The following is a 19,381-nucleotide window of genomic DNA, read 5'->3' as shown; positions in this document are numbered from 1 at the left end:
AGCGTCCTCCTCCTAGTTGCTCAGGAACGACGGGATAGTGGTGTGGTCGGGCGCGATGACTCCCACGCCGAGGGAGGCCGCGAACGCTGCGGCCTGCCAGCACCACGAGCGGCGGATCGTCAGCCGGCTCTGGCGCGAGAGGTCCTCGACCAGGGCGTCGATCTTCGGCACATCGGAGCTGCCGGCCGGTTCGGTCACGGTCACCAGCACGCCGAAGCGCACCATCCCGGCGCCACGGGCCTGTTCCATGCGGGCCTGGGCCGTGGCCGCCAGCTCGATCTGCGACTTCGCCGAACCGATCGATCCGTTCTTGAGCGACCCACCGTGCGCTTCGGCCATCGCGTTGCGGTAGTCGCTATCAGCGATGTCGGTGGCTTCCCCGGCCGAATGCGGGCGGTAGATCACCGAGACCCGCTTGAGCGGCACCGCCTCGTTCGGGGCCAACAGGCGCTGCAGCACCCGTTCGGTCACCGCGCCTTTGGGGGCTTCACGCATCTCCCAGGTCACCGACACCGCACCGTCGTGGACGTATTTGCCGCCATCGGCGCTTTCCAGGGCGCTGCGGGGACCGCAGTCCTCCCAGGTCAACCCGGTGCCCTCGCCGGAGTACACGCCGGCTTCGACATCGACGAGCGAGGCCGGGTCGTAGGAGCGGCGCACGAACGCCATGATGTCGTCGGCATCCATCGGTGAGCAGGGCACACCGGAGCGGGCCGCGGCCGCCGTGAGGGCGGGCAGACGCCGGCCGAGTTCGACAGCCTGCTCGGAGGGATCCTGTTTGCGTTCGGTGGTCTTGGCTTCGAAGGTGATCGCGATCCTTGCTGCGAGGCGGATACCGCCGGAGGTCAAGCCGGTGGCGAGCTGGTAGGCCGCATCGCGGGCCAGCTGCGGGGCGTCGGCGCGGGTGTTCTGGTGCACCGTCTCGTACAGCTCGATGCCGGTCTCGGGCAGCGTCTCGACGGTGGTGACCACCGCGAGGATGTCCGAGGTCTCCCCCGCCCCGGACAGGAACTGTGCCCAGTTGCCGACATAGTGGTCGATCACGTCCTGGTCGACGGCCTCGGCGCCTTGGGGATAGGCGTCGAAAACGACGGTGTAGGCGCTCTTGCTGGGCATGTGGATCATACCGAAGGTGCGCCCGTCGGAGTCGATGCCTTCGTAGAGCTCGGTCTCGCCGAGCACGCCGGGTAGCCGGTAGGCCCGCCCGGGAACGCGGGAGAACGTGCCCGAGGCGTAGGCGTGCTCACCGCGGCGGCGGCCGCGCCAGAACTGGAATCGCATCAGTGCCCTTTCGTAGCCGGAGCGGCCGTCACGGGAGATGACCAGGGGAATGAAGCAGACGATCACCGGGATGGCCAGCAGCAATGCGACCGTCATGCCGAGGAACAGGCCCGCGATGATGACGACGGCGGCGGCGGCGATCCCTGCGATCGAGGTGCCGAAGGTGGCTCCGAGCAGGCCGGTGCTGCGGGGTCGGCGCCAGTTGCCGTAGGTGTTGAATGTCGGCTCGTTGCTCACTGTTCGAAGCCCCCTCGGTTGAACTGGTGGCCGGCCCCCGTCGCCACAGGCGCATCGGAGCCGGTGTTAGCGGACCCGCCCGCGCCGGAACCGCCGGAACCACTCGAAGCAGTGCTGCCGGGAGTGCCCGCGCCGTTGCCTTGGGGAGCCATGCCGCTGCCCTGCGGAGTTCCTTGCTGATTGCCTTCGGGGTTGCCACCTGCCGTACCCCACCCAGCGGGTGCGCCGGTGGGCTGTGCGCCCGCACCGCCGCCGGGTGGCTCGTCGTCACCCTTCGTCTTCGACGCAGCGAATCCCGCTCCGGATGCCGCGCCGCTGGCACCTCCGGTGGCGACCATCCCGGCGGCTTTCGCGCCCCCACCGAGCAGACCGACCAAACCTGCGGCAGCAGCGAGGCCGCTGCCGCCGCCTCCGAGTGCGCCGATGTTCGGGACGATCAGGCGCATCAGGGCGGGCAGCACCAGCGCCGCGGCACACAAGGTGATGACCCCGGACAGGGCCATGAACCCGTCGCCGTTCTCGGGGTCGGTAATGGTCGGGGTGGCTTCGAGGAACAGGATCGCCGAGACCCCGATCACGAACGCCCCGACCGGTTTGACCAGCAGGAATGCGATCGTCCAGGCCAGCATTTTCTCGTATGCCTGGCTGCCGACCTTGGTGCCTCCGGCTGCGCCTGCGATCGGCAGCGCCGCTGCCATGAGTACGAGGATGCCGGTGCGCAGCAGCATCAAGAACGCCATCATCAACCCGCCGAGCATGCCGATGATGCCGATCAGGAACAGCAGGCCCACACCGGCCGGACCGGAGTACAGGGTGATCGAGACCATCGCTTCGGCCAGGCGGGACGGGTCGGAGCCGACCGCACTGTCCATGAACCAGGCCGAAATCTGGTCCGACAGTTCGGTGCCGAGCACGATCAGCGTCGATGCTCCCCCGGCGAGCACCGCCGCACGGGCCATCTGCTTGAGGCCCTCTTCCGAGGTGTCGCGGATCGCGCCGGATCGGGCCAGTGCCAGCCGGCCCCCGAGCAGGATCAGCGACAACGACAGGGCGGCGACCTGGATGTAGAAGGTGTAGTCGTTGACCGTCGCCACCGTCGTCTGGAAGGTGTCCCCGTCCATATCGGTACCGGTGATCCACCATCCGAGCGCGAATTTCAGCACCGCGACACCCGCGTTGCCGATCCACAGCGCCGTCTTCTCGACCGCACCCTCAGCGACGCCCCCGGCGACATCTTCGATCGTGCCGATACCTGCATCGACCGCGGTGCCGACCGCGTCCCCGCAGCTGGGCAGGTCCACGTCGCCGATCTGATTGGCGATCCAGCCACCCACGGTGCCGGCCAGCATTCCACCCGGGGTGCAGGTCAACGTGCCGAGGGTGGTCTCCAGCTGCTCGAAGCCTGTGCCTTCCTCGTCGACGACCTGGGACGAGTCGTCAGTAGCCGGAGTGAGGGAGGAATCCGCCTCCTGCGCTGCTGCGGTGTGTGCTCCCACGAGGGCGAGGACACCGACAACACACGTCACGGCGACAACCTTGATCAGTGCTGTCCACAAGCTGCGGGTCACCACCATTGTTGCCACCCGTCCGCCGAGAGGGATTCGTACTCGACACCGAGAGCGGTGGAATCGGCCTGGAGCACCCAGCCGGTGCCCTCACGCCAGACCATCGGGATCTTCGAGACCGCGATCTGGGTCGAGCCATTGGGGCGTTCGACGGTGTAGCCGAACTTCACCAGAGTCAGATCAGGGTTGAACAGCACGTTGACCATCGGCATCACCGACGCCGGCGTGTCGTCAGCAATCCCCAGAGCGGAGAACTCGCCCTTCGGGTCCGACACCAGTCCCGCCTCGGTCGCCATCTTCAGCCGGTTCCCGCCCGCGTAGGCATAGCCGAAGTAGTGGGCTGCTGCGAGTGCCGCTCCTTGCGCGGTGCGAGAGAACCCGGTGGCGACACCGTTGTCGGTGAACGCGGTGGGGCCATCGGAGGTCGAGAACGGAAGGTCCATGTTCCCGTGGATGCGCTGGAGCATCACCCCGCTAGGGGCCTGGTCCGCCGGACGGTTCGAGCTGGCCAGGGTGTCGGACAGGATCACGCCGTGGGGCTCGAGCGGCACGTAGATAACACGGTTGCCCTTGTCGAAGACCGGGTCCGGCTCGAACAGACCGTCCTTGTCCTGGGCGGTGGCGCTACTGCCGGTGGTCGGATCGAGAGAGACCAACGGCTCTGCGTCCTCGCCTCGGAAGACCATCACCAGGCTGACCACGACACCGACGACGACGATGATGGCCACCGCCGCCAAGCCGATGGTGAGTTTGGTGGCCGACGATGCGCGTTCGTTCTCGGCTTCGAGTGAGGGAGTGTTCTTCTCGTTGGTCGAGTCGGTGGTGTTCTGCTCGGTCACTTGCGGGTCTCCTCGAGATCGACCAGCTCCGACGGCACTTCGTCGAGAGCGGTGATGGTGGCGGCGGTCTCGCTGGACAGGTTCAATCGCCAGTCGTCGTCGACCCACACCACCTGGGTGATCGAGGATGCGAGCGAGTCATCGGAGAAGCGCTGCACGACACCGACGGTGGCAGCTTCGTCGCTGTAATCGGTGATGGTGTAGCCGACGATGGTCGGCACCATCTCGGGATCGGTTCCCGAAATCTCCACCAGCCCGCGGTGGGCGGCGTACAGGTCGCGGCCGTCGCCGGGTGCGGCGACACCGGCCAGGACCTGAGGCCAGGTGCGATCGGAGGCGGTGGACAGCTGCACCGACTGGGTGATCGCCGCCAGCGCCGCTCCCTGTGGGGTGTGGCTGAATCCGGCGAAGGGTTCCCATTCACCATTGCTGGGGCCGTCGGTGGTGCCGATCGGCACCTCGATCCCGCCGAGCGTGATCCACCGGCTGATCTGCGGCGGATCGGTGATCGACAGCTCGGACCCGGGGGTGTGCGTTCCTGCGCAGCTGGTGGCAACCAGCGCCACCGCGACCACCGTTGCTCGCGCCCACCGACGCATCATCGTTCGTTCTCCTCGTTGCCGGATTGCTGTTGCTGTTGTCTCTGTTCGAGCTGGTCGATGACCGTCGGGGAATGACCGCTTCCGATCTGCTGGGCTTGGGGCCCCTGGGCCGTGGCCAGCAGGATCGTGGCGATGGTCGCAGCCACGCCCCCGGCGAGGATCGCCCCGATGTTCGCTGCGACGAACTCTGCGGCGGTGGGGGATTCGATGCCGGCACCGTGCTTGTGGTCCCAGGCCAGGCGTCCGCCGACGAAGATCACTTTGGCCACGCACAGGATGAAGACGATCCCGGCCGCGTAACCGAGCAGCGTTTGGAAACCATCGACGACCTCGCCGGGAAGCGGAACGACCCCTTGGGCGGATACCTGCATCGCTTGACCCCCGCCCTTATGCCGCAGAAGTGACGGCGCCGAGGATCTGGTTCGCCGAGATCGCCACGATCGCGCCGACGAGCGAGCCGACGAGCATCTTCGGCGAGTCCCCCGAGCCGTGCTGCCACTTCTCCCAGGCGAACTTGCCGCCCGAGAAGATCAGGGCCGCAACGCAGGCGAGCGTGACGCCCCACAGCAGCCAGTTCAGCAGCTTGAGCAGGCCGTTCGCGCCCGGAGGCACTTCCGGGTTGATGTCGAAATTGACGGCACCCTGCGCGAGATACGCGGTATCTACAACCGTCTGGATCATGAACTGTCCTCCGTGCTACTGGCCCGACCACAAGGTCGGGAGACTCGATTGGATTGCCGTGACGATGCCGACCCCGGCAGCGATCACGTCCTCGGGAACGTCGATGACCGCTCCCTTGGTCTGGATGGGCACGCCGTCGAGGGCGCGCCAGGTCGGAAGGCTCGATCGGGCGGCCGAGGCCAGAAAGCGGTGCCAGCCGATCGACCAGTGCGCCTGGACCGCGCCGGTGACGATCGAACGCAGTTGGCGCACGTCCTTCGGCAGCGGACCGGCCGCGTTGGCCACGGTGACCAGGCCGAGCAGCTCGCAGGCCAGATCGCGGTTGCGGTGTTCGAGGATCAGATCGTGGGCACTGGACAGGCCCTGGATGGTTTCGCGGCAGACGACCACGACATAGGGCGATTCGATCTCTCGGGCATTCCCGCACGGCCATTGACGCTGCGCGTCGTCGGCGAAGTCCCAGTACTGGGCCAGGGTGGAGACCCCGGACCCGCCGTGTGCGCCGAGCAGCCAGAGCGCCGGTCCGGGAGTCGGCACCGTGTACGGCTCGATACGAGCGTCGACACTGGTGCGTTCTCTGGCGGTCATGCCAGCTCCCCCGTCCCGACCCGATCAGCGGTGTCGTTGTCCTGGTGGCCGGCCTCGATGCGGCCGAAAGCGTCGAGCACATCGGTCCAGGCATCGATCGACTCGACCGACAGGCGGCGATGGTCGACGGCGCCGGGACGCGCCAGGCTCGCATCGAAGGGCACTTCGACGAACCCGGCGACCAGCGGGGACAGTGCATCGCGGATCGGGGTCAGATCGACCACGCTCTGCGGGAGCTGGTGTGAGATCGCCACCACCGTGTGGGAGAGCACGTCGCGTCCGTAGGTGCCCACCAGCCAGTCGAGGGCGCCGCGCATCCGGGCCAGCGGTTCGGCACGGGGCGGCACCGCGACGACGATCGCAGCCCCGGCCTCGATCAACGGAGCCACACGGCGTGCGCGCAACGCCGTTCCGACATCGTGGATGCGGGCGAGGCTGCGGTCGGCGAGCAGGCTGTCCACCAGGGCCGAGTCGGTGGCTTCGCCGTGACCGACTACCACCGCCCCGGCACTACTGACAGCCATCCGCGAGCCGAGCTGGCGGACCGCCCGCGCAGAATCGATCGGTTCGACCCCGACACGGGCGAGCAGGTTCCCGCCGTCGGTGGTGCCGTCGATCGCCGCGACCTGCACATCGGCACCGAGGCGCAGGGCAGTGGCCAGGCCGAAGCAGGTCGTGGTCACGGCCGCTCCCCCGGATCCGGCCACCACGATGGCCGAGAGGTGTTCGGGCTGATCGATTTTCGGGCTGCGACGCAATGCAACAACGTTGTTCATCGGTTCTCCACGTTCGCGATCTTCACGCCGCCGTCGGCGGGCATGGTGGTGATCCACTGCTTGTGGATGCCTTCGTCTCCCACGGGCGGGAACTTCAGCAGCACATCGACCGACCAGCGGTTGGGGTCCTCGGTCGGCAGCACGGTCACGCAGTGCTCGGTCCCGGCCGGAACAGCGTCGATGAAGCTCTGAATATCGTTGCCGGGCAGGACCATCAGCTCTGCGACTGCCTTGCCGTCGCGCTGGACGTAGTAGGCGTGCTCGAACGCCTGGATCACCGCCGGACCGGATTCGCGTCCGCCGGGGCCGTTGCCGACGATCCGATCCGGCTCGGTGACCGGGGCGCACCACGCCGGGGCTGCCACCGCCTCGGTCGTGGTGGGGGTGGTCGAGGGCGAGGCCACCACCGAAGAGGACGGCAGCGGCGGCGCCTGTGGTTCGTCGGTGCTGCCGGTCATCGTGGTCACCACCGCAGCGGAGACCACTGCCAGCACAGCGACACCGCCGCCGACGAGCATCCAGGTGCGGGACCGATCGCCGTCCCGCTTCGCGGGAGCAGCGGCAGCGGTGTCGGTGACCGGCACGGCGGGGGCCTCGGCCGACTCGGGGGCCGGAGTCGGCCGGGGAGGACGGGCTCGGCCGATCGCGGACTTGAGTCCCCCACGGCTGCGCTGCGAGATCACCAGCGGTCCTCGCGGAATGTGGGCGCGCACCCAGTCCGGGGCGGTGGCATACGGGTCGTCGCCGGTGTCGTGGTCAGGGTGCGGGGCCGGTGCAGTGTCGGCGACGGGGGTCTCAGCAGTGCCGATCGGCTCCAAGTCGGTCTGGATGACCGCATCGTCGTCGGATTCCCAGGTGGTCTCGGCAGCGACCGGTTCGAGGTCCGAGGAGGCGAGCGCCGCGTCGGCGATCGTCTCGTCCGGGATCGGGAAGTGCACTGATCCGGTGTCGGTGTCTTCGGTGGGAGTCGGTTGCGGCCCGTAGTGCTCGGTTACATCCGGGAAGAGTGTTCCTCGATTGTCGGTCGACAAAGTGTCCTCCGTCGTCGGGTGGTGGGGGCGGGGCGTGCCCGCCCCCACCGAAAGCTGGTCGAGCAGGTCAGGCCGGCACGATGCCGTCGCCGATCGCGGTGGAGATCATCTCGGCGGCAGTGCCGGCCGAACCGCCGAAGAAGGTATCCAGTGCGTTGTCCACACCGGCGATCACGCCTTCACCACCGGGCTGGACCTTGACCCACTCACGGACCTGGGAATCGACCTGCGGGGCGGTCTGCACGACATTGCGGACGGCGTCGGCGGCGGCCTGTCCGACCGGGCCGGAGGACTGCCACTGCTCGACTGTGGAGTCGGCCTGCTCGGTGAGCACGTCCTCCCCTACGTCCGGCAGTTCCACCTCGATGGGCTGACCTTCGTCGTCACCGGCACCGAAAGCGGTCCCGGCAGCCAAACCCACCAGCCCACCACCGACGGCGCAGGGCACACCGGCCAGCGTCGCGCCGACAGCGGTACCGAGGGCGGTACCGGCGACACCGGTGGTGATCTGGGGCAGCGGAGGCGGCAACGGAACCATGCCGGCCATCCCGGCACCGGCAAGGCCACCAATCGTTCCGCCGAGTGCGCCACCACCGACGGCGCACGCCGTGCCGACCGCAGTCGCGCCGACGGCGGTTGCCGTGATCTGAGCGGTTGCTACCCGATCGGCGCGGCTGGCTTCGATACCGACCGACTTGTAGAACGTCGCCACATCCGACCGGATCAGACCGGCGGTGTTGTTGGTGCGCTCCCGGTCATCGTCGGTGACCCAGTTCGGCTGGTTGAAGTGGATGTCCCCGACCATGATCTTCTCGGGCGGAGCGATGTAGATCGGTTCCGGCTCGACCGGCTGCGGGGCACGCAGCTCCAGCGGGTTGATCGGCGCCGGAGTGGACTGCCGCTCGTAGCGGTTGGTGTCGTAGTTGTAGTCCGGCAGCGGCGCATACTCGCGTTGCTGCGTCGGCGGCGGGGTCCAGTAGATCTGCTTGGCCGGAGGCTCGGGCGCGCTGGTAGTACCGCCCTGAGTGGACGGTGCCGGGGTGGTGACCCCACCCTGCGAGGGAAGTTCCACCGGATCGGCCGAGGCCAGGCCGGTGCCCGCTGCCACGATCGCGGCGGCGGTGGCGGGCACGACACTCGCCTTGGCGATGCGCGATGCCCTGCGATGCTTGCTCATACTCGCTTCTCTTTCTTCTGTGTCGAGGCGTGAATCACGTGAATCAATTGAGTTCGGCGGCCGAGATGCCGCCTTGATCGAGCACCGTCGGTCCCGCGTCGACCACAGTCGTGGTGCTCACCGCCGGTGCCGAGGTGGTGGGCGGCGTCGTCGACGGGGACGTGGACGTGGACGTCGAGGTCACCGAGGTGGACGTGGACGTGGACGTCGAGGTCACCGAGGTGGACGTGGAGACGGCGGGGTCTGCCGCAGCCCGGATATCGGCTGCGGCGGCCGCGAGCCAGGACGCAGCGAACCGGGTCGGAGCCTGCCCGCTGGCCGTGGCCGGGACCGACCCGTAGGAGCCATGTTCGGCGGCGACATTGCGCACCGTCGTCATCGCCACCAGGTCGAACGCATCCCGGTTGGCCTTGACCTCGTTCTGCACGATCTGGAAGGTCTGCCGCACCAGCCGCTGCGAGGTCGCCGGCGGGACCAGCTCGGGCAGCACACTGACCGTCTTGGCCGCGAGCACAGCGAAGGCCGCGGCCGGATTGGCCACCCCGGCCGCCGCGACCGCCGCGATCGTCTCCGGGGTCAGCACCTTCTTGACGACCGTGACCGCCGCATTGATGCCGATCAACCCGACCTTCATCAACGCTGCCGTGACTTCCTGCCCCGTCGGCGGCGTCGCCCGAGGATCGGACGCCTCGGCCAGACGCTGCGAGATGGTCTTCTTCGGCTGGACCGAGATCGCCGACAGCGCATTCTTCGGAGCCTGAATGTCCTCGTTGACCACATCGACTGCGGTCTTGAACGCCGTCGATGCCAGTGCCCGCCCGACCGTGGAGATCGCGACGAACGGATCCCCGCCGACCTCGACCTGACCGGCGACGTTGACCACCGCCCGCACGACCGGGGCGTTCGCCGGGGCATCACAGGCCAGATCCCCGCCCTGGCACCAGGACGACACCCGTCCCGACAGGCTGCCGTAGCTGCTGGTCAGATCGGCGACCGGCCCGATACCGCCCCCATCAGGAGCGGTGAACGACACCGATGACAGCGCCTTGATCGCCTCTCCCCTGGTGCCGGGAACCGGCGACGGGGCCGTCTGCGAGGTGCCGGGGAACAGTCCCGATCCGGGGCTGCGGGTCGGCGCGCCGAACAGCGCTCCGGCCGCGATCGAGCCGGCCGGAACGACCCCGCTGCCGTTACCGACCGACCGCAGGAAGTTCGACGCGGCATGGGCGCCCTGGGAGAAGCCGACCACGGCGAGTTTGGCCGAGGGGCACTGCGAGAGCACTTTCTGTGCCGCCAGGGACAGGTTCTCCTCCCCCGCGGTCACCGACTCGACATACGACTCGGTGCCCCCTGGCGTTAGGCCACCGAACGAACCGGGATACGGCACATACGCCCGGTCCACGCTCGCGCCCAGCTCACGGGCCTGATCGAGCAGCGGACCCATGATGTTCGAGAGCATTCCGGTATCGACCTTCACCGGCGCATCGGGCGAGGTCTCGGTGGTGCCCTGCATCCCGAGCACGTACAGATCCGGGCAGTCCGAGACCAGCTCACCGAGCCAGCCGGGTTCATCGCCCGTGCTCGACTGGGCATAGGCCGGGGCGGTACCCAGGCCAGCCGCGGCGATGACCGCCGCCGAAAGGGACGCCGCGGCAGTCCGGTGCAATCGCCGAAAACCGCGACCACGCCCAGAACCCCCGGTAGCCTGGTGTAACGGCGAATCTTCCCTGCCCGACACAGACATCGGGTCCTCCTTGAATACGCAAGCGGGTGCCCGAGCGCTCACACAGCGCGCCCGAACGTGGGTCCGTTATGTGGGTGGGTTGAGACTCCCGGGCACATGACGCGACGCCAATCACTGACATGTGTCCGGGGGCAGCCACGACCAGAAGCGACTGCCGCACTCAGCGGCGAGAACACCCCCCGATCCCTCTCGTGTGCCGGCCACCTCTTCCGCGTAGCGCAGTTGCACTCCAGCGCGTGAAGTCATCTCTCAAAGCAAGACCTCCAACTCCTCCGTTTTCTATTCTATGGTAGCACCTTATAGCACAATTTCATCACTCTATCTTGTGACAGCATTCGAGAGGTATTGCACAGTGGTCGGCTATGAGCACCAGCGCCGAAGGGCGGGTATGACCCGCCGCGTCCTGCGAGGATTCGATCGATCGGCGCTGATAGCCGTCCGCACCCGCCGGAACCTCAACCCCGGAGAACTTGCCCGACTGGCCGACGTCAGCACCGCTGCGGTCTACAACTGGGAACGCGGCACCGCCTCCCCCAGCGTCGACACCCTCGCCCGCGTCGCCCAAGCCCTCGGAGTTCCCGTCGCCGAACTGGTGCCCATCCCCGAGGACGAGCAATACCTCGGAGACCTCCGCGTTATGGCAGGACTGACTCAGCCGCAACTGGCCCAACTCGCCGGCATCTCCACTAGCACGCTGGCCCAACTCGAACGCGGACAAGCGCGATTGAAGCCGGAGGTGGCCTCCCGCATAGCCGAAGCGCTGACGGATTGCCACCGCCGCTCCCCGGCCGGTCGAGGAAAGCACGTCACCCGCGAACAAGTAATCGCCGCGCACGAGCGGGTGCGCACCAGGCCGCCGCATACGCGGCCCTAATGCACGACGGTGCATCAGCATGAAGATCCCCCATCCCCCCTGACAAACAGAAGACAGTACAGGAGGGACAGTTCACTCACAGGGGCTGCACACAGCCCCTGCTACTCCGCGTGCGCCTCCACGCATGACGACGCTCTTCCACGTTTTGCCATTACAAACACCAAATGTTGCAACATTTAACTATTGGACAGTTGCAGTAGCAGTGTTAAGCTCGTCGATTTTCAAAGTTGCAAACCTGCAACGGCCCGACCTCACATCGTTCTACCGTTGAAAAAGTAGGATGCAGGCGTGACGAACATTCTGGTCACCCATGCCCGGAAGGGTGGGGTCGGCAAAACGACACTCGCGTACGAACTCGCCTGGCTGCTGGGTGGAGTCCTCGTGGACCTCGAGTACAACTACGGCAGTGCCACAGTGAAGTGGGGCTACCGGCCGGAGACCCGAGTGCGGTCGATCCTGGTGGATTCAGTGCTGAAAGGCCGGACACCGAAGCCGTTGCAGGGCTACAAGAAGCCTCGGCTGGTGCCGGGTGACCCGCTGATCCTCGAGGATCCTTTCACCGCGGACCAGATGGCAGAGGCGCTGGTCAAGTGGGGCAAGGAATGGGACACCGACTGGATCGTCGTCGACACACACAACGATGCGAAGCCCCATACCCTCGGAGCATTGTCGGTGGCCAATGTCGTGGTCTCACCCTGCCCGGTGAAGGTGTCCGAACTTGACGCCACCGAGCAGCTCGTCAACGAGATGGCGGACTATCCGATCGTGCTCGTGCCCAACATGGTGCCTCGCACCGCCCACGCTGGCCTGGTCAACCGTCTCGGCCGCATCATCGACGGCACTCCCGTCCAGGTCGGCCCTCTCGTTCCGGAAGCGCCGTTGGTGGGCATCCGCACTAAGCGCATCGCCATCACCGCCGAGGACAAGCCCGCGAAGAAGCTGCAAGCCTTCGCTGACGCCCTAGATTCTGTGGCCGACTACGTGAAGGAGTACGTCAATGAGTGACATCGGGTTGGGCGCGCTCCAGCGAAAGACCAAGGGCAACAAGGGGCCGAACGTGCCTCCGCCCATGCACCGGGCTCGCACCACGCCGGTCACGTTTCCCAAGAGCGAGGCGCAGGTCGCAACCCCGGAAGCTGCACCGGCAGAGCCCGCCCCTACGGCTGCGCCCGAGCCGGCTGCCACACCCACAACGACCCCTCCGTCTCCAGCACCATCGTCGGCTCCGAAAACTCCAGCCAAGACGTCGCGTGCCACCTCCACTCCCTCCGAGGCCACGCCTGACGAGAATCCGCTCATGCCCGCCACGGTCTATCTGACTGCGGAGAACGACGACTTCCTAGAGGACGTCAAACGAGCAGGACGGCGAAGTCAGCCCAAGATCGACGCGAACCGGGCCGCTGTAGTCCGCCTCGCGCTTGCTCGCCTCGCCGACCAAATGACGCCCGAGCAGGTCGCTCAGGAACTTGCCGCACGAGCCGGCCGACGCCCCGGAAAAATCGGCCGCACCCGCCTCTGATTCGAACACCCCCAACCCCTGGTAGCACTGCTGCCAGGGGTTTTCCGTGTTCTGCATTTGTAGCTTTACAACATTTGAATCGCTTATCGACAGAGCGTTGCAACCCCACGCCGTCTCGACCAACACCCCGACATAGCGGCGACCGCACCAGCCCGTGGAAGCCCTGCCAGCAGTTGTAAGCGCCGGCGTTTACAGACGCTCGCGGTTGCAACCCCCGGCAGTTGTAGCCACGAGTTGTTGCAACGGGAAGCTATTGCAATCGCGAACCATTACAACCACAGAACATGCAACTGACGGTTGCAACTGTCGTCGTGCCATTCCAATGGCAGAACGTTGCAACTGTAAAACGCATCGGCATCGACCTGCGCCTCGCCTTGCCCGGGGACCGATGAATCGCTTGCCGTTGCAACGGTTTGAATTTTTACCATTACAACGTTTCAGCGTTCTAGCGTTGAAATGTTTCGAGTGCTAGCGTCTGCAACGTTGCAACGTTGCAGAGACGACGGCATGGCGGCAACTCGGTTAGGATCAGCCGAGAACGTCCGGCAACTGTCGCCTCTTACCTGCACAACAGGGAAGGCAACGGACGCAACGACCGCGCAAGGGCTGCGTCCCGGAATCGGGTTCTACCTGCGCTTTTTCGCTGTCGAGCACGAACGCAGCGAGATTGCGTCCGGGGTTCACCGACCGGAGCACCGCCGCCCGAAACGCAGCGGGCGCCCTGCACGGAATTGCAGCTCCGCAGGACGCCCTGACCAGAACCCACAGATAGGAGATCCCGGTCATGTCCGACGATACAGCCCAGGCCGCAACCCAGTTGCAGCCCGAGGCGCCAATGACGATCCAGATGAAACTCACGATTGCAGTGGTTGCCGCCATGACGCTGTTCGTTGCAGCGCTGTCGTTCATCCTCTCGTTCGATGCATTGCAAGCGTTGGCCGTCGAGATGGGCACAGCGCCGGAACGGTCCTGGATGCCTCCGGTTGCGATCGACGTCGGACAAGCCGCTGCAACCACCTGTTTCGTAGTCTTCCGCCTCCAGGGGCGAAGGTGGCACACCCTCAGCCTGTGCGCGACTGTGGCCGTGGTGACGGTTCTGTTGAGCGTCGGCGGCAACGCGTTGCACGCTTGGCAGACCGCCGACCGTAACCTCGCACGGATCGCAGCGGGGGAGGACATCGGATACATTCCGCAGGCCCCGTGGCTCGCAGCAATGTTCGAGTCGATCTTCCCTGTGCTGTGGTTGGCGTTGTTCCACATCTTCGTCCTGATGCTCCGACGCAGCGACCTGCCCCGAGGCGTCCCGCAGCCGGCAGCAGTCCCGACTCTCGCTACAACGCCACGGGCAACTGCTACGTCCGTCGTTGCACCACACGACGAGCCCTCTTCCCCTCACGTTGTCGCCGAGCAGGCCGAACACGCCTCCATCGACAGTCGCAACGACGGCCTCGCCGTGACCCAGCTGCCTGTCGAAGAGTCAGACGTCCCCCTGACCAGTGCTGCTGCAACCCTCAGCACCCCAGGGGCAACTCCTGCAACCGACGAACACATCGACACGGCGACGACGCAACATGGCTACACGCAGACCCAGGATGGGCTGCTCCAGTTCATCAACGACACGGACTTCCACGAAACCGTCAAGATCGTCGCCTCGATGATGGTCACCGACCCCACACTGCGGCAGATCGACGTTGCTGAGCGGTTGGATATCGACAAGTCGACCGTCAGCAGGAGGTGGAGGCAGTTCCGGCAGGAAGCCGAGGCCGAAGGATTTGCGGTTCCGCCGCTGCCGATCGCCGAGGCCAGCGAGCCGGTGCGGGCAGCATCCCGCGCCTGACCCCTGTTCCAGAGCGAGCCTACGACGGGGCGACGGCGGTACAATACCGCCGTCGCCCTCACGTTTTCCCAGGTCCTGGTGCCGACCGATGGTCAGGTCGTTGCCGCATCCGATTCGACACGCCGACACGCCCCGTTATTGTCGGACACGCAAGATCAACAGTGCTAGTCTCGGCCGCGCACGATAGGGATCAGTCGGGGGGCGAAAGGGGAGGGGTGAAATGGCGACCGCAGAGAAGCAGCAACAGTCTGTCTCACACATCAGACCCAACCGGCGGCTAACGCCGGACACTCCGGTTGCACCGCGGCGGACCGTACGGTTCCCCGACGTGCTCGATGCCGAGTTGGAGGCACTGTCCAACGAAACCGGGCTGACTGTCTCCAAGCTCATCAGGCAGGCCGTGAGCAACTACGTCACGGAGGCCCGCAACAAGAAAGCGAGTTAGACCCAGAAAGCGCTGAACCCCCCGGTTGGCAGCCGAGGGGTTCAACAGAAGATCAGTTACATACCCATCTGGGAGGAACAACCCAACCAAACAGGCATATAGCCGTAACTCGCATGGCTAATGCTACAGGCTCGATTGGCACCGGGCCACGGTTGGGGGGTTCTTCGAGGACAGGCGTGTCGCTGGTCTTCCTCGACACGAGAGGAACCTCGATGAGTTTCGCGACCCCAATCGCAGCATGGCTTCACGCTCTCAGCGCGAGCGAGGCCACGTTCAAGCACAGTGCCCGATCGGTTGCACTTGCATTGCTTCAGCTCTCCGACGAGGAGACCGCGTGCACCGCACCCGTCTCCTACAAAGAAGTCGCTCAGCTCGCCGGTTGCAACCGGAAGACACTGATCTATGCGTTGCAGGATCTGGAGACCGCCGGCCTCATCCGTCGTGTGGGCGCCCATGAGCAGAGGAACGCCTACTTCCTCGTTGTGGACCACTCACTCGTCCGAGTCACCGAACCCGGTCCATTTTTCGGACCTGGTGAGTGCGACCCCACCGATTTCGCCACCGAGGTAGGTGGCGAATCCACCCCGACCCCGGTGGCGGATTCGGACCACGAGTGTTCTCTTACCTCTCTCTCTTCTCTTCTCTCGAAAGAAGTCGATGACCAGGAGAAGACGAGTTCGACGCCAGTCCCGCTGCCGCGGAACTGGCAGCCGAACTCCCAGAACCTCCAGGCCATGATCTCCAAGGGCATGGACCAGGAGCAGGTTCTGGCCGACTTCTTCGACAAGTACGCAGATCCGCACAAGCAGACGACTCGCTCCGACTGGGACAGCACGTTCGGATGGTGGGTCAACAAGGGCGGCTGGGATAAGTACCGCGCTCAACTCCAGGCGCAACAGCTGGAGAACCAGCGCAGGCTTGAGATGGAAAGGCAGCGTGAGCTCGACGAACAGCGCCGACGCGAAGCTCTCGTCCGTGTCGAGGATGACACCGACATCAACGATCAGACCGCTCAGCAGGACTTCCGTCCAACGTCCGATCTGGTCCTGCGGACTCAGACACGAGAAGACCGAGCTTTCACTCTCGCTGTCACTACCCTTGGTGATGAGGGGTTGAGCGGCGCGAGTGTTAGGGATCAGGTGAGGAAACTCGCCGATGTCGGCCTGGGATACCTCGAAATCGTGCGCACGATCCGTCGGCAAAGCACTTCCGTACCCGAGCTTTCCGTCGCCTAACACCCGCACCGACGCTGGCATGGGAGGTCTTGCGTGGCAGATTCGGCGTACGCCGCAGCACGTGAGTGGATCGAAAAGCAGCTGCGTTACCCGCAGCGACTGCCCCGCACCGTTGTTGCGGTGGACTGGAGTTCGGTCCCTCAGTCGGTCCAACGACGGCTTGATGAGATTGCCCGTGTCACCGGGTCAATCGACTACACCCAGCTCCCGCGACGGCGGTGGTGGCAAGGCCGTGGGCTGGGCCTCAGTGGCAACGAGGTGCGAGTTGTCGAGTCGGCCGCAACCGCGTTGCAGTGGCCGGCGAGTCTCGACAACGACGAAACTCGGTTGCTGACCGTGGTGGAGGGGATCGTCGAGCGGATTGCAGTGCATCCGGCCTGGAAACACCCGGTTGCCAACGGAGATCGATCGGTTGTCGCCCTGCATATGGAGTTGCACGCTCTCGCCGCTACAGCCTACGAGTTGCTGCAACTTCGATGCACGACACCGGAGGTGCCCGCCCACTCCGCACCGGAGTCCTATGTGCAGCAGGAATGGGAACGACGGCAGGTTGCATTCGCGCACAGTCGCGCTGCGCTCATCGAACGAGGCGTCTGCCTTCGCCTCATCGAGCAGGCCCTCGACCGGGTACACCGGCTTGCCGAGGATCTGCGCACCACCGAACAGCTGGCAACGCAATCCGCTGCGGTCGACGACCTCTACCGTCAGCTGGCCGGGGCAAACGTAGCTGCCGCGACTGCGCACATCGCCGTAGACGAACTCGACGACGCGGCTGAGAACCTGCGAGCGCAGCTGGCCTATCTGTCCAGCGTGCACGGCTGACCACCTGCGAGAAGCCTCGGCCGGGGGGTCGCCGAGGCATCTCGCAGGTGAATATCATATGAGGTATTCGAAGGAGGCGTGACTCGGGGGATTGAGTCAGACCGTTAACAAAATACAAAGGGTTACAGACAACACCGTCGCTATGTGAGCAACCTCGCGCCACCGAAAAACTGTGCTGCCGCGCCGCCGACTCCGCACCGGCTTGCCACCGAGATCACTACTGGTCCCCTCAGCGATACCACCTGACCGGTACGGTCATTCCCGGCCGTACGACGCTCGACCCGCAGTGGCGCGACAACCGCGGTTACTCATCCGGACAAGGACAGGACAATCATGCTCGAACGCTTACGGACCCGACTGCGGCACTTTCGCCGGCACTCCGAATCCCCCCGATCGGGCAGGCCACGATCCGTCGCCCGCACCGACGACGAGAAACAGCGAATCGCACGCCAGGCGCAGGAGATCGCCGACGCCTGGAATGCACTCGACACCGACACCCGTAACGACATGCTCGCCGCCGCGGAAGAGCTGAAACAGGTCCACGACGAGTACCGCATCACAGATTCATTCATGTGCTCGCGCACAGCAAGTCCCGAGAGTTCCGGCCCACTGCGATCGGCGGAGGACATGCGCGCCGAATCCCGGCTTCTGCGCCGGGTTCTGGGCAACGAGAAGGATGCGTCGGCACCGACCGACGCCCACTAGGACCGAGCCACGACCCCCTCTGCGGGTCCTCCCGGCCCACGCCACATCAACCGGCATCTACCTGGTGCTTCGCTCCCCGTGTGTCCTGTCAGCAATATTCCTGAATGAACTACAGTGGGGATGTGATCGGATACGCCAGAGTCGGTGACGCAGCAGACGAAGCGGGTCAGCGCACCCAGCTCGCCGCCCTCGGGGTCCGAGCGGAGCACATCCACCTCGACGCCGGATTGCGGGGCCCCCGCCATCGCCTGCCGAACCGCGATGCGATGCTTGACGCCCTACGCCCCGGAGACGCCGTGGCGGTCACCGGCCTCGAGCGCCTCGCCCGCTCCGCCGCAGACCTGGGCGAGGTCAGCGCCGCGATCCGCGAACACCGCGCCCGGCTGAATGTCAGTGGCACCGTCTACGATCCTGCGACCGAGGCCGGCCGAACCGCATTCGAGTTGTTCACCAGCGTCTTCCCCGCGTTCGAGGCCGGTATCTACGAACTACGCCTGACCGGTCCCCGTGAACATGCCAAGGCTGCAGGACGATATCCGGGTGGACAGCCGAAACTCACTACCGAACAACGACGCCAGCTCTATGAGCTGTACATCTCCGGCAGCGAGTCCATCGCCCAGTTGCAAAAACGATTCGGCCTCAGTAGATCCGGGGTCTACATGCAGATCCAACGCCACCGCAACGAGCACGGCCGCTAGGCCGGGTCGCTGGTGTCCGGGGTCGAAGGGTCCACCTGCGCCTGCAACTCATCACTTGTCGACGCGACCTTCTTGTGCAACTTCGCAATCCGTCTCGGATCTTCGCGCTCCCACCGCTTCTGAGCAGCCTGCTTCGAGATACCCGCAGCATCACCGATTTTCGCCCAGGACAGGTTCTGCTCCCGCGCTGCACAGACATAATCGGTCAGCTCGTACTTCCTCTCCTTCAACTCTTTCTCAAGCCGGGAAATCTCCGCCTGCTTCGTCTCGATCCCGAGCAGGGGCGCGGCGGTGAGCACGTGTTTCGCCCACTCCAGGTGGAGCCGTTCTCTCATCTCCGGTGAAAGGTCCGAGGAGTCGGCGAGGTTCGGCCACAGTTGCCCGCTCCATCCGGAGCGGCACGAGGCGCGCCAGAACAGAACGTCCACGTCGCTGCCGGGAGGGACGGGCTGACCGCTGCGCCCGATCGCTTCGGCACGACCCCGGAACGTCGTGCCCGTGAAGTGGTCCACGACGGTCCACTCGGTAGCCGCGTCGTCCACCGCGCCCGCCGGCCCGTCAATGCGCCCAACCTTGCGGTCAGCACCTTCTGTCATATGGTCAACGTACCATGACTAACCAGAGAGGTCGGAACCTTTAGACAACTTTGGTTGACAAACATTGATCGCGATCGCGAACGTCGCGTCGGACTGAATCCACGGCAGCCAAAGTTGTTGATTGTCAAC

At 65.7% G+C, this 19,381-nt stretch carries 21 protein-coding genes; 8 read left to right on the top strand and 13 right to left on the bottom strand.

Translation table 11 applies throughout. The features are described from left to right. Nucleotides 1–12 precede the first annotated feature (12 nt). The 11 genes from IM25_RS25055 to IM25_RS25005 form a co-directional block, all read right to left on the bottom strand. Nucleotides 13–1,518 (bottom strand): SCO6880 family protein, encoded by a 1,506-nt coding sequence (locus tag IM25_RS25055; RefSeq protein WP_065996604.1) that lies wholly within the window; start codon nt 1,516–1,518, stop codon nt 13–15. Beyond that, a complete protein-coding gene (locus IM25_RS25050) occupies nt 1,515–3,092 on the bottom strand; it encodes a hypothetical protein (RefSeq protein ID WP_065996638.1) in 1,578 nt (525 codons plus the stop codon). The genes IM25_RS25055 and IM25_RS25050 overlap by 4 nt, the downstream gene beginning before the upstream one ends. After that, nucleotides 3,083–3,922 carry a hypothetical protein gene (locus tag IM25_RS25045; RefSeq protein ID WP_033098880.1) on the bottom strand — a complete coding sequence of 280 codons (840 nt, stop codon included), beginning with the start codon at nt 3,920–3,922 and terminating at the stop codon, nt 3,083–3,085. Before IM25_RS25045 ends, IM25_RS25050 begins: the two co-directional genes overlap by 10 nt. Beyond that, nucleotides 3,919–4,524 carry a hypothetical protein gene (locus IM25_RS25040; RefSeq protein ID WP_084295210.1) on the bottom strand — a complete coding sequence of 202 codons (606 nt, stop codon included), beginning with the start codon at nt 4,522–4,524 and terminating at the stop codon, nt 3,919–3,921. The genes IM25_RS25045 and IM25_RS25040 overlap by 4 nt, the downstream gene beginning before the upstream one ends. Further along, nucleotides 4,521–4,895, bottom strand: coding sequence for a membrane protein (locus IM25_RS25035; RefSeq protein ID WP_033098897.1), 375 nt, complete (start codon nt 4,893–4,895; stop codon nt 4,521–4,523). Before IM25_RS25035 ends, IM25_RS25040 begins: the two co-directional genes overlap by 4 nt. Nucleotides 4,896–4,911: 16 nt before the next feature. Then, nucleotides 4,912–5,205, bottom strand: coding sequence for a hypothetical protein (locus IM25_RS25030; RefSeq protein WP_033098898.1), 294 nt, complete (start codon nt 5,203–5,205; stop codon nt 4,912–4,914). 15 nt (nt 5,206–5,220) lie between these two features. After that, nucleotides 5,221–5,793, bottom strand: coding sequence for a hypothetical protein (locus IM25_RS25025; protein ID WP_065996637.1), 573 nt, complete (start codon nt 5,791–5,793; stop codon nt 5,221–5,223). Further along, a complete protein-coding gene (locus tag IM25_RS25020; RefSeq protein WP_065996636.1) occupies nt 5,790–6,569 on the bottom strand; it encodes a hypothetical protein in 780 nt (259 codons plus the stop codon). The genes IM25_RS25025 and IM25_RS25020 overlap by 4 nt, the downstream gene beginning before the upstream one ends. Further along, nucleotides 6,566–7,600 (bottom strand): hypothetical protein, encoded by a 1,035-nt coding sequence (locus IM25_RS25015; RefSeq protein WP_037216263.1) that lies wholly within the window; start codon nt 7,598–7,600, stop codon nt 6,566–6,568. The genes IM25_RS25020 and IM25_RS25015 overlap by 4 nt, the downstream gene beginning before the upstream one ends. 67 nt (nt 7,601–7,667) lie before the next feature. Then, entirely contained in the window at nt 7,668–8,777 is a 1,110-nt protein-coding gene (locus IM25_RS25010; RefSeq protein ID WP_198162609.1) for an insoluble domain protein, read from the bottom strand. Between the two features lie 43 nt (nt 8,778–8,820). Then, nucleotides 8,821–10,443 (bottom strand): cutinase family protein, encoded by a 1,623-nt coding sequence (locus IM25_RS25005; RefSeq protein ID WP_065996635.1) that lies wholly within the window; start codon nt 10,441–10,443, stop codon nt 8,821–8,823. A 466-nt stretch (nt 10,444–10,909) separates the two neighbouring features. Between IM25_RS25005 and IM25_RS25885 the strand changes: the two genes are divergently transcribed. Beyond that, the gene (locus IM25_RS25885) at nt 10,910–11,395 is read left to right on the top strand and encodes a helix-turn-helix domain-containing protein (RefSeq protein ID WP_033098690.1); all 486 of its coding nucleotides are present in this window, start codon (nt 10,910–10,912) and stop codon (nt 11,393–11,395) included. A gap of 288 nt (nt 11,396–11,683) precedes the next feature. Further along, a complete protein-coding gene (locus IM25_RS24995; protein WP_019288872.1) occupies nt 11,684–12,400 on the top strand; it encodes a ParA family protein in 717 nt (238 codons plus the stop codon). A 334-nt stretch (nt 12,401–12,734) separates the two neighbouring features. On the opposite strand, the gene IM25_RS24990 is transcribed toward IM25_RS24995, so the two are convergent. Next, nucleotides 12,735–12,971, bottom strand: coding sequence for a hypothetical protein (locus IM25_RS24990; protein ID WP_019288871.1), 237 nt, complete (start codon nt 12,969–12,971; stop codon nt 12,735–12,737). Nucleotides 12,972–13,698: 727 nt separating this feature from the next. On the opposite strand from IM25_RS24990, the gene IM25_RS24985 reads away from it, so the two are divergent. The 6 genes from IM25_RS24985 (at nt 13,699) to IM25_RS24965 (ending at nt 18,656) form a co-directional block, all read left to right on the top strand. Next, entirely contained in the window at nt 13,699–14,751 is a 1,053-nt protein-coding gene (locus tag IM25_RS24985) for a DUF2637 domain-containing protein (protein WP_019288870.1), read from the top strand. Nucleotides 14,752–14,971: 220 nt separating this feature from the next. Further along, nucleotides 14,972–15,196: a ribbon-helix-helix domain-containing protein gene (locus tag IM25_RS27405; protein ID WP_084295208.1), complete on the top strand. Its 225-nt coding sequence runs from the start codon at nt 14,972–14,974 to the stop codon at nt 15,194–15,196. Between the two features lie 212 nt (nt 15,197–15,408). Next, nucleotides 15,409–16,431, top strand: a complete 1,023-nt coding sequence (locus IM25_RS24980) for a helix-turn-helix domain-containing protein (RefSeq protein WP_157127037.1) — start codon at nt 15,409–15,411, stop codon at nt 16,429–16,431. A gap of 33 nt (nt 16,432–16,464) precedes the next feature. Then, nucleotides 16,465–17,253: a hypothetical protein gene (locus IM25_RS24975; protein WP_157127036.1), complete on the top strand. Its 789-nt coding sequence runs from the start codon at nt 16,465–16,467 to the stop codon at nt 17,251–17,253. 333 nt (nt 17,254–17,586) lie between these two features. Then, a complete protein-coding gene (locus IM25_RS24970; protein ID WP_019288866.1) occupies nt 17,587–17,958 on the top strand; it encodes a hypothetical protein in 372 nt (123 codons plus the stop codon). A gap of 122 nt (nt 17,959–18,080) precedes the next feature. Further along, entirely contained in the window at nt 18,081–18,656 is a 576-nt protein-coding gene (locus IM25_RS24965) for a recombinase family protein (RefSeq protein ID WP_232333540.1), read from the top strand. On the opposite strand, the gene IM25_RS24960 is transcribed toward IM25_RS24965, so the two are convergent. Continuing rightward, nucleotides 18,653–19,252 carry a hypothetical protein gene (locus IM25_RS24960; protein ID WP_052040187.1) on the bottom strand — a complete coding sequence of 200 codons (600 nt, stop codon included), beginning with the start codon at nt 19,250–19,252 and terminating at the stop codon, nt 18,653–18,655. The two genes, IM25_RS24965 and IM25_RS24960, sit on opposite strands and share 4 nt — an antisense overlap. Between the last annotated feature and the right edge of the window lie 129 nt (nt 19,253–19,381).

It is taken from the genome of Rhodococcus sp. p52 (assembly GCF_000763325.2).
Taxonomy (GTDB): domain Bacteria; phylum Actinomycetota; class Actinomycetes; order Mycobacteriales; family Mycobacteriaceae; genus Rhodococcus; species Rhodococcus pyridinivorans.
This window is presented reverse-complemented; position numbering and strand designations above follow the sequence as displayed.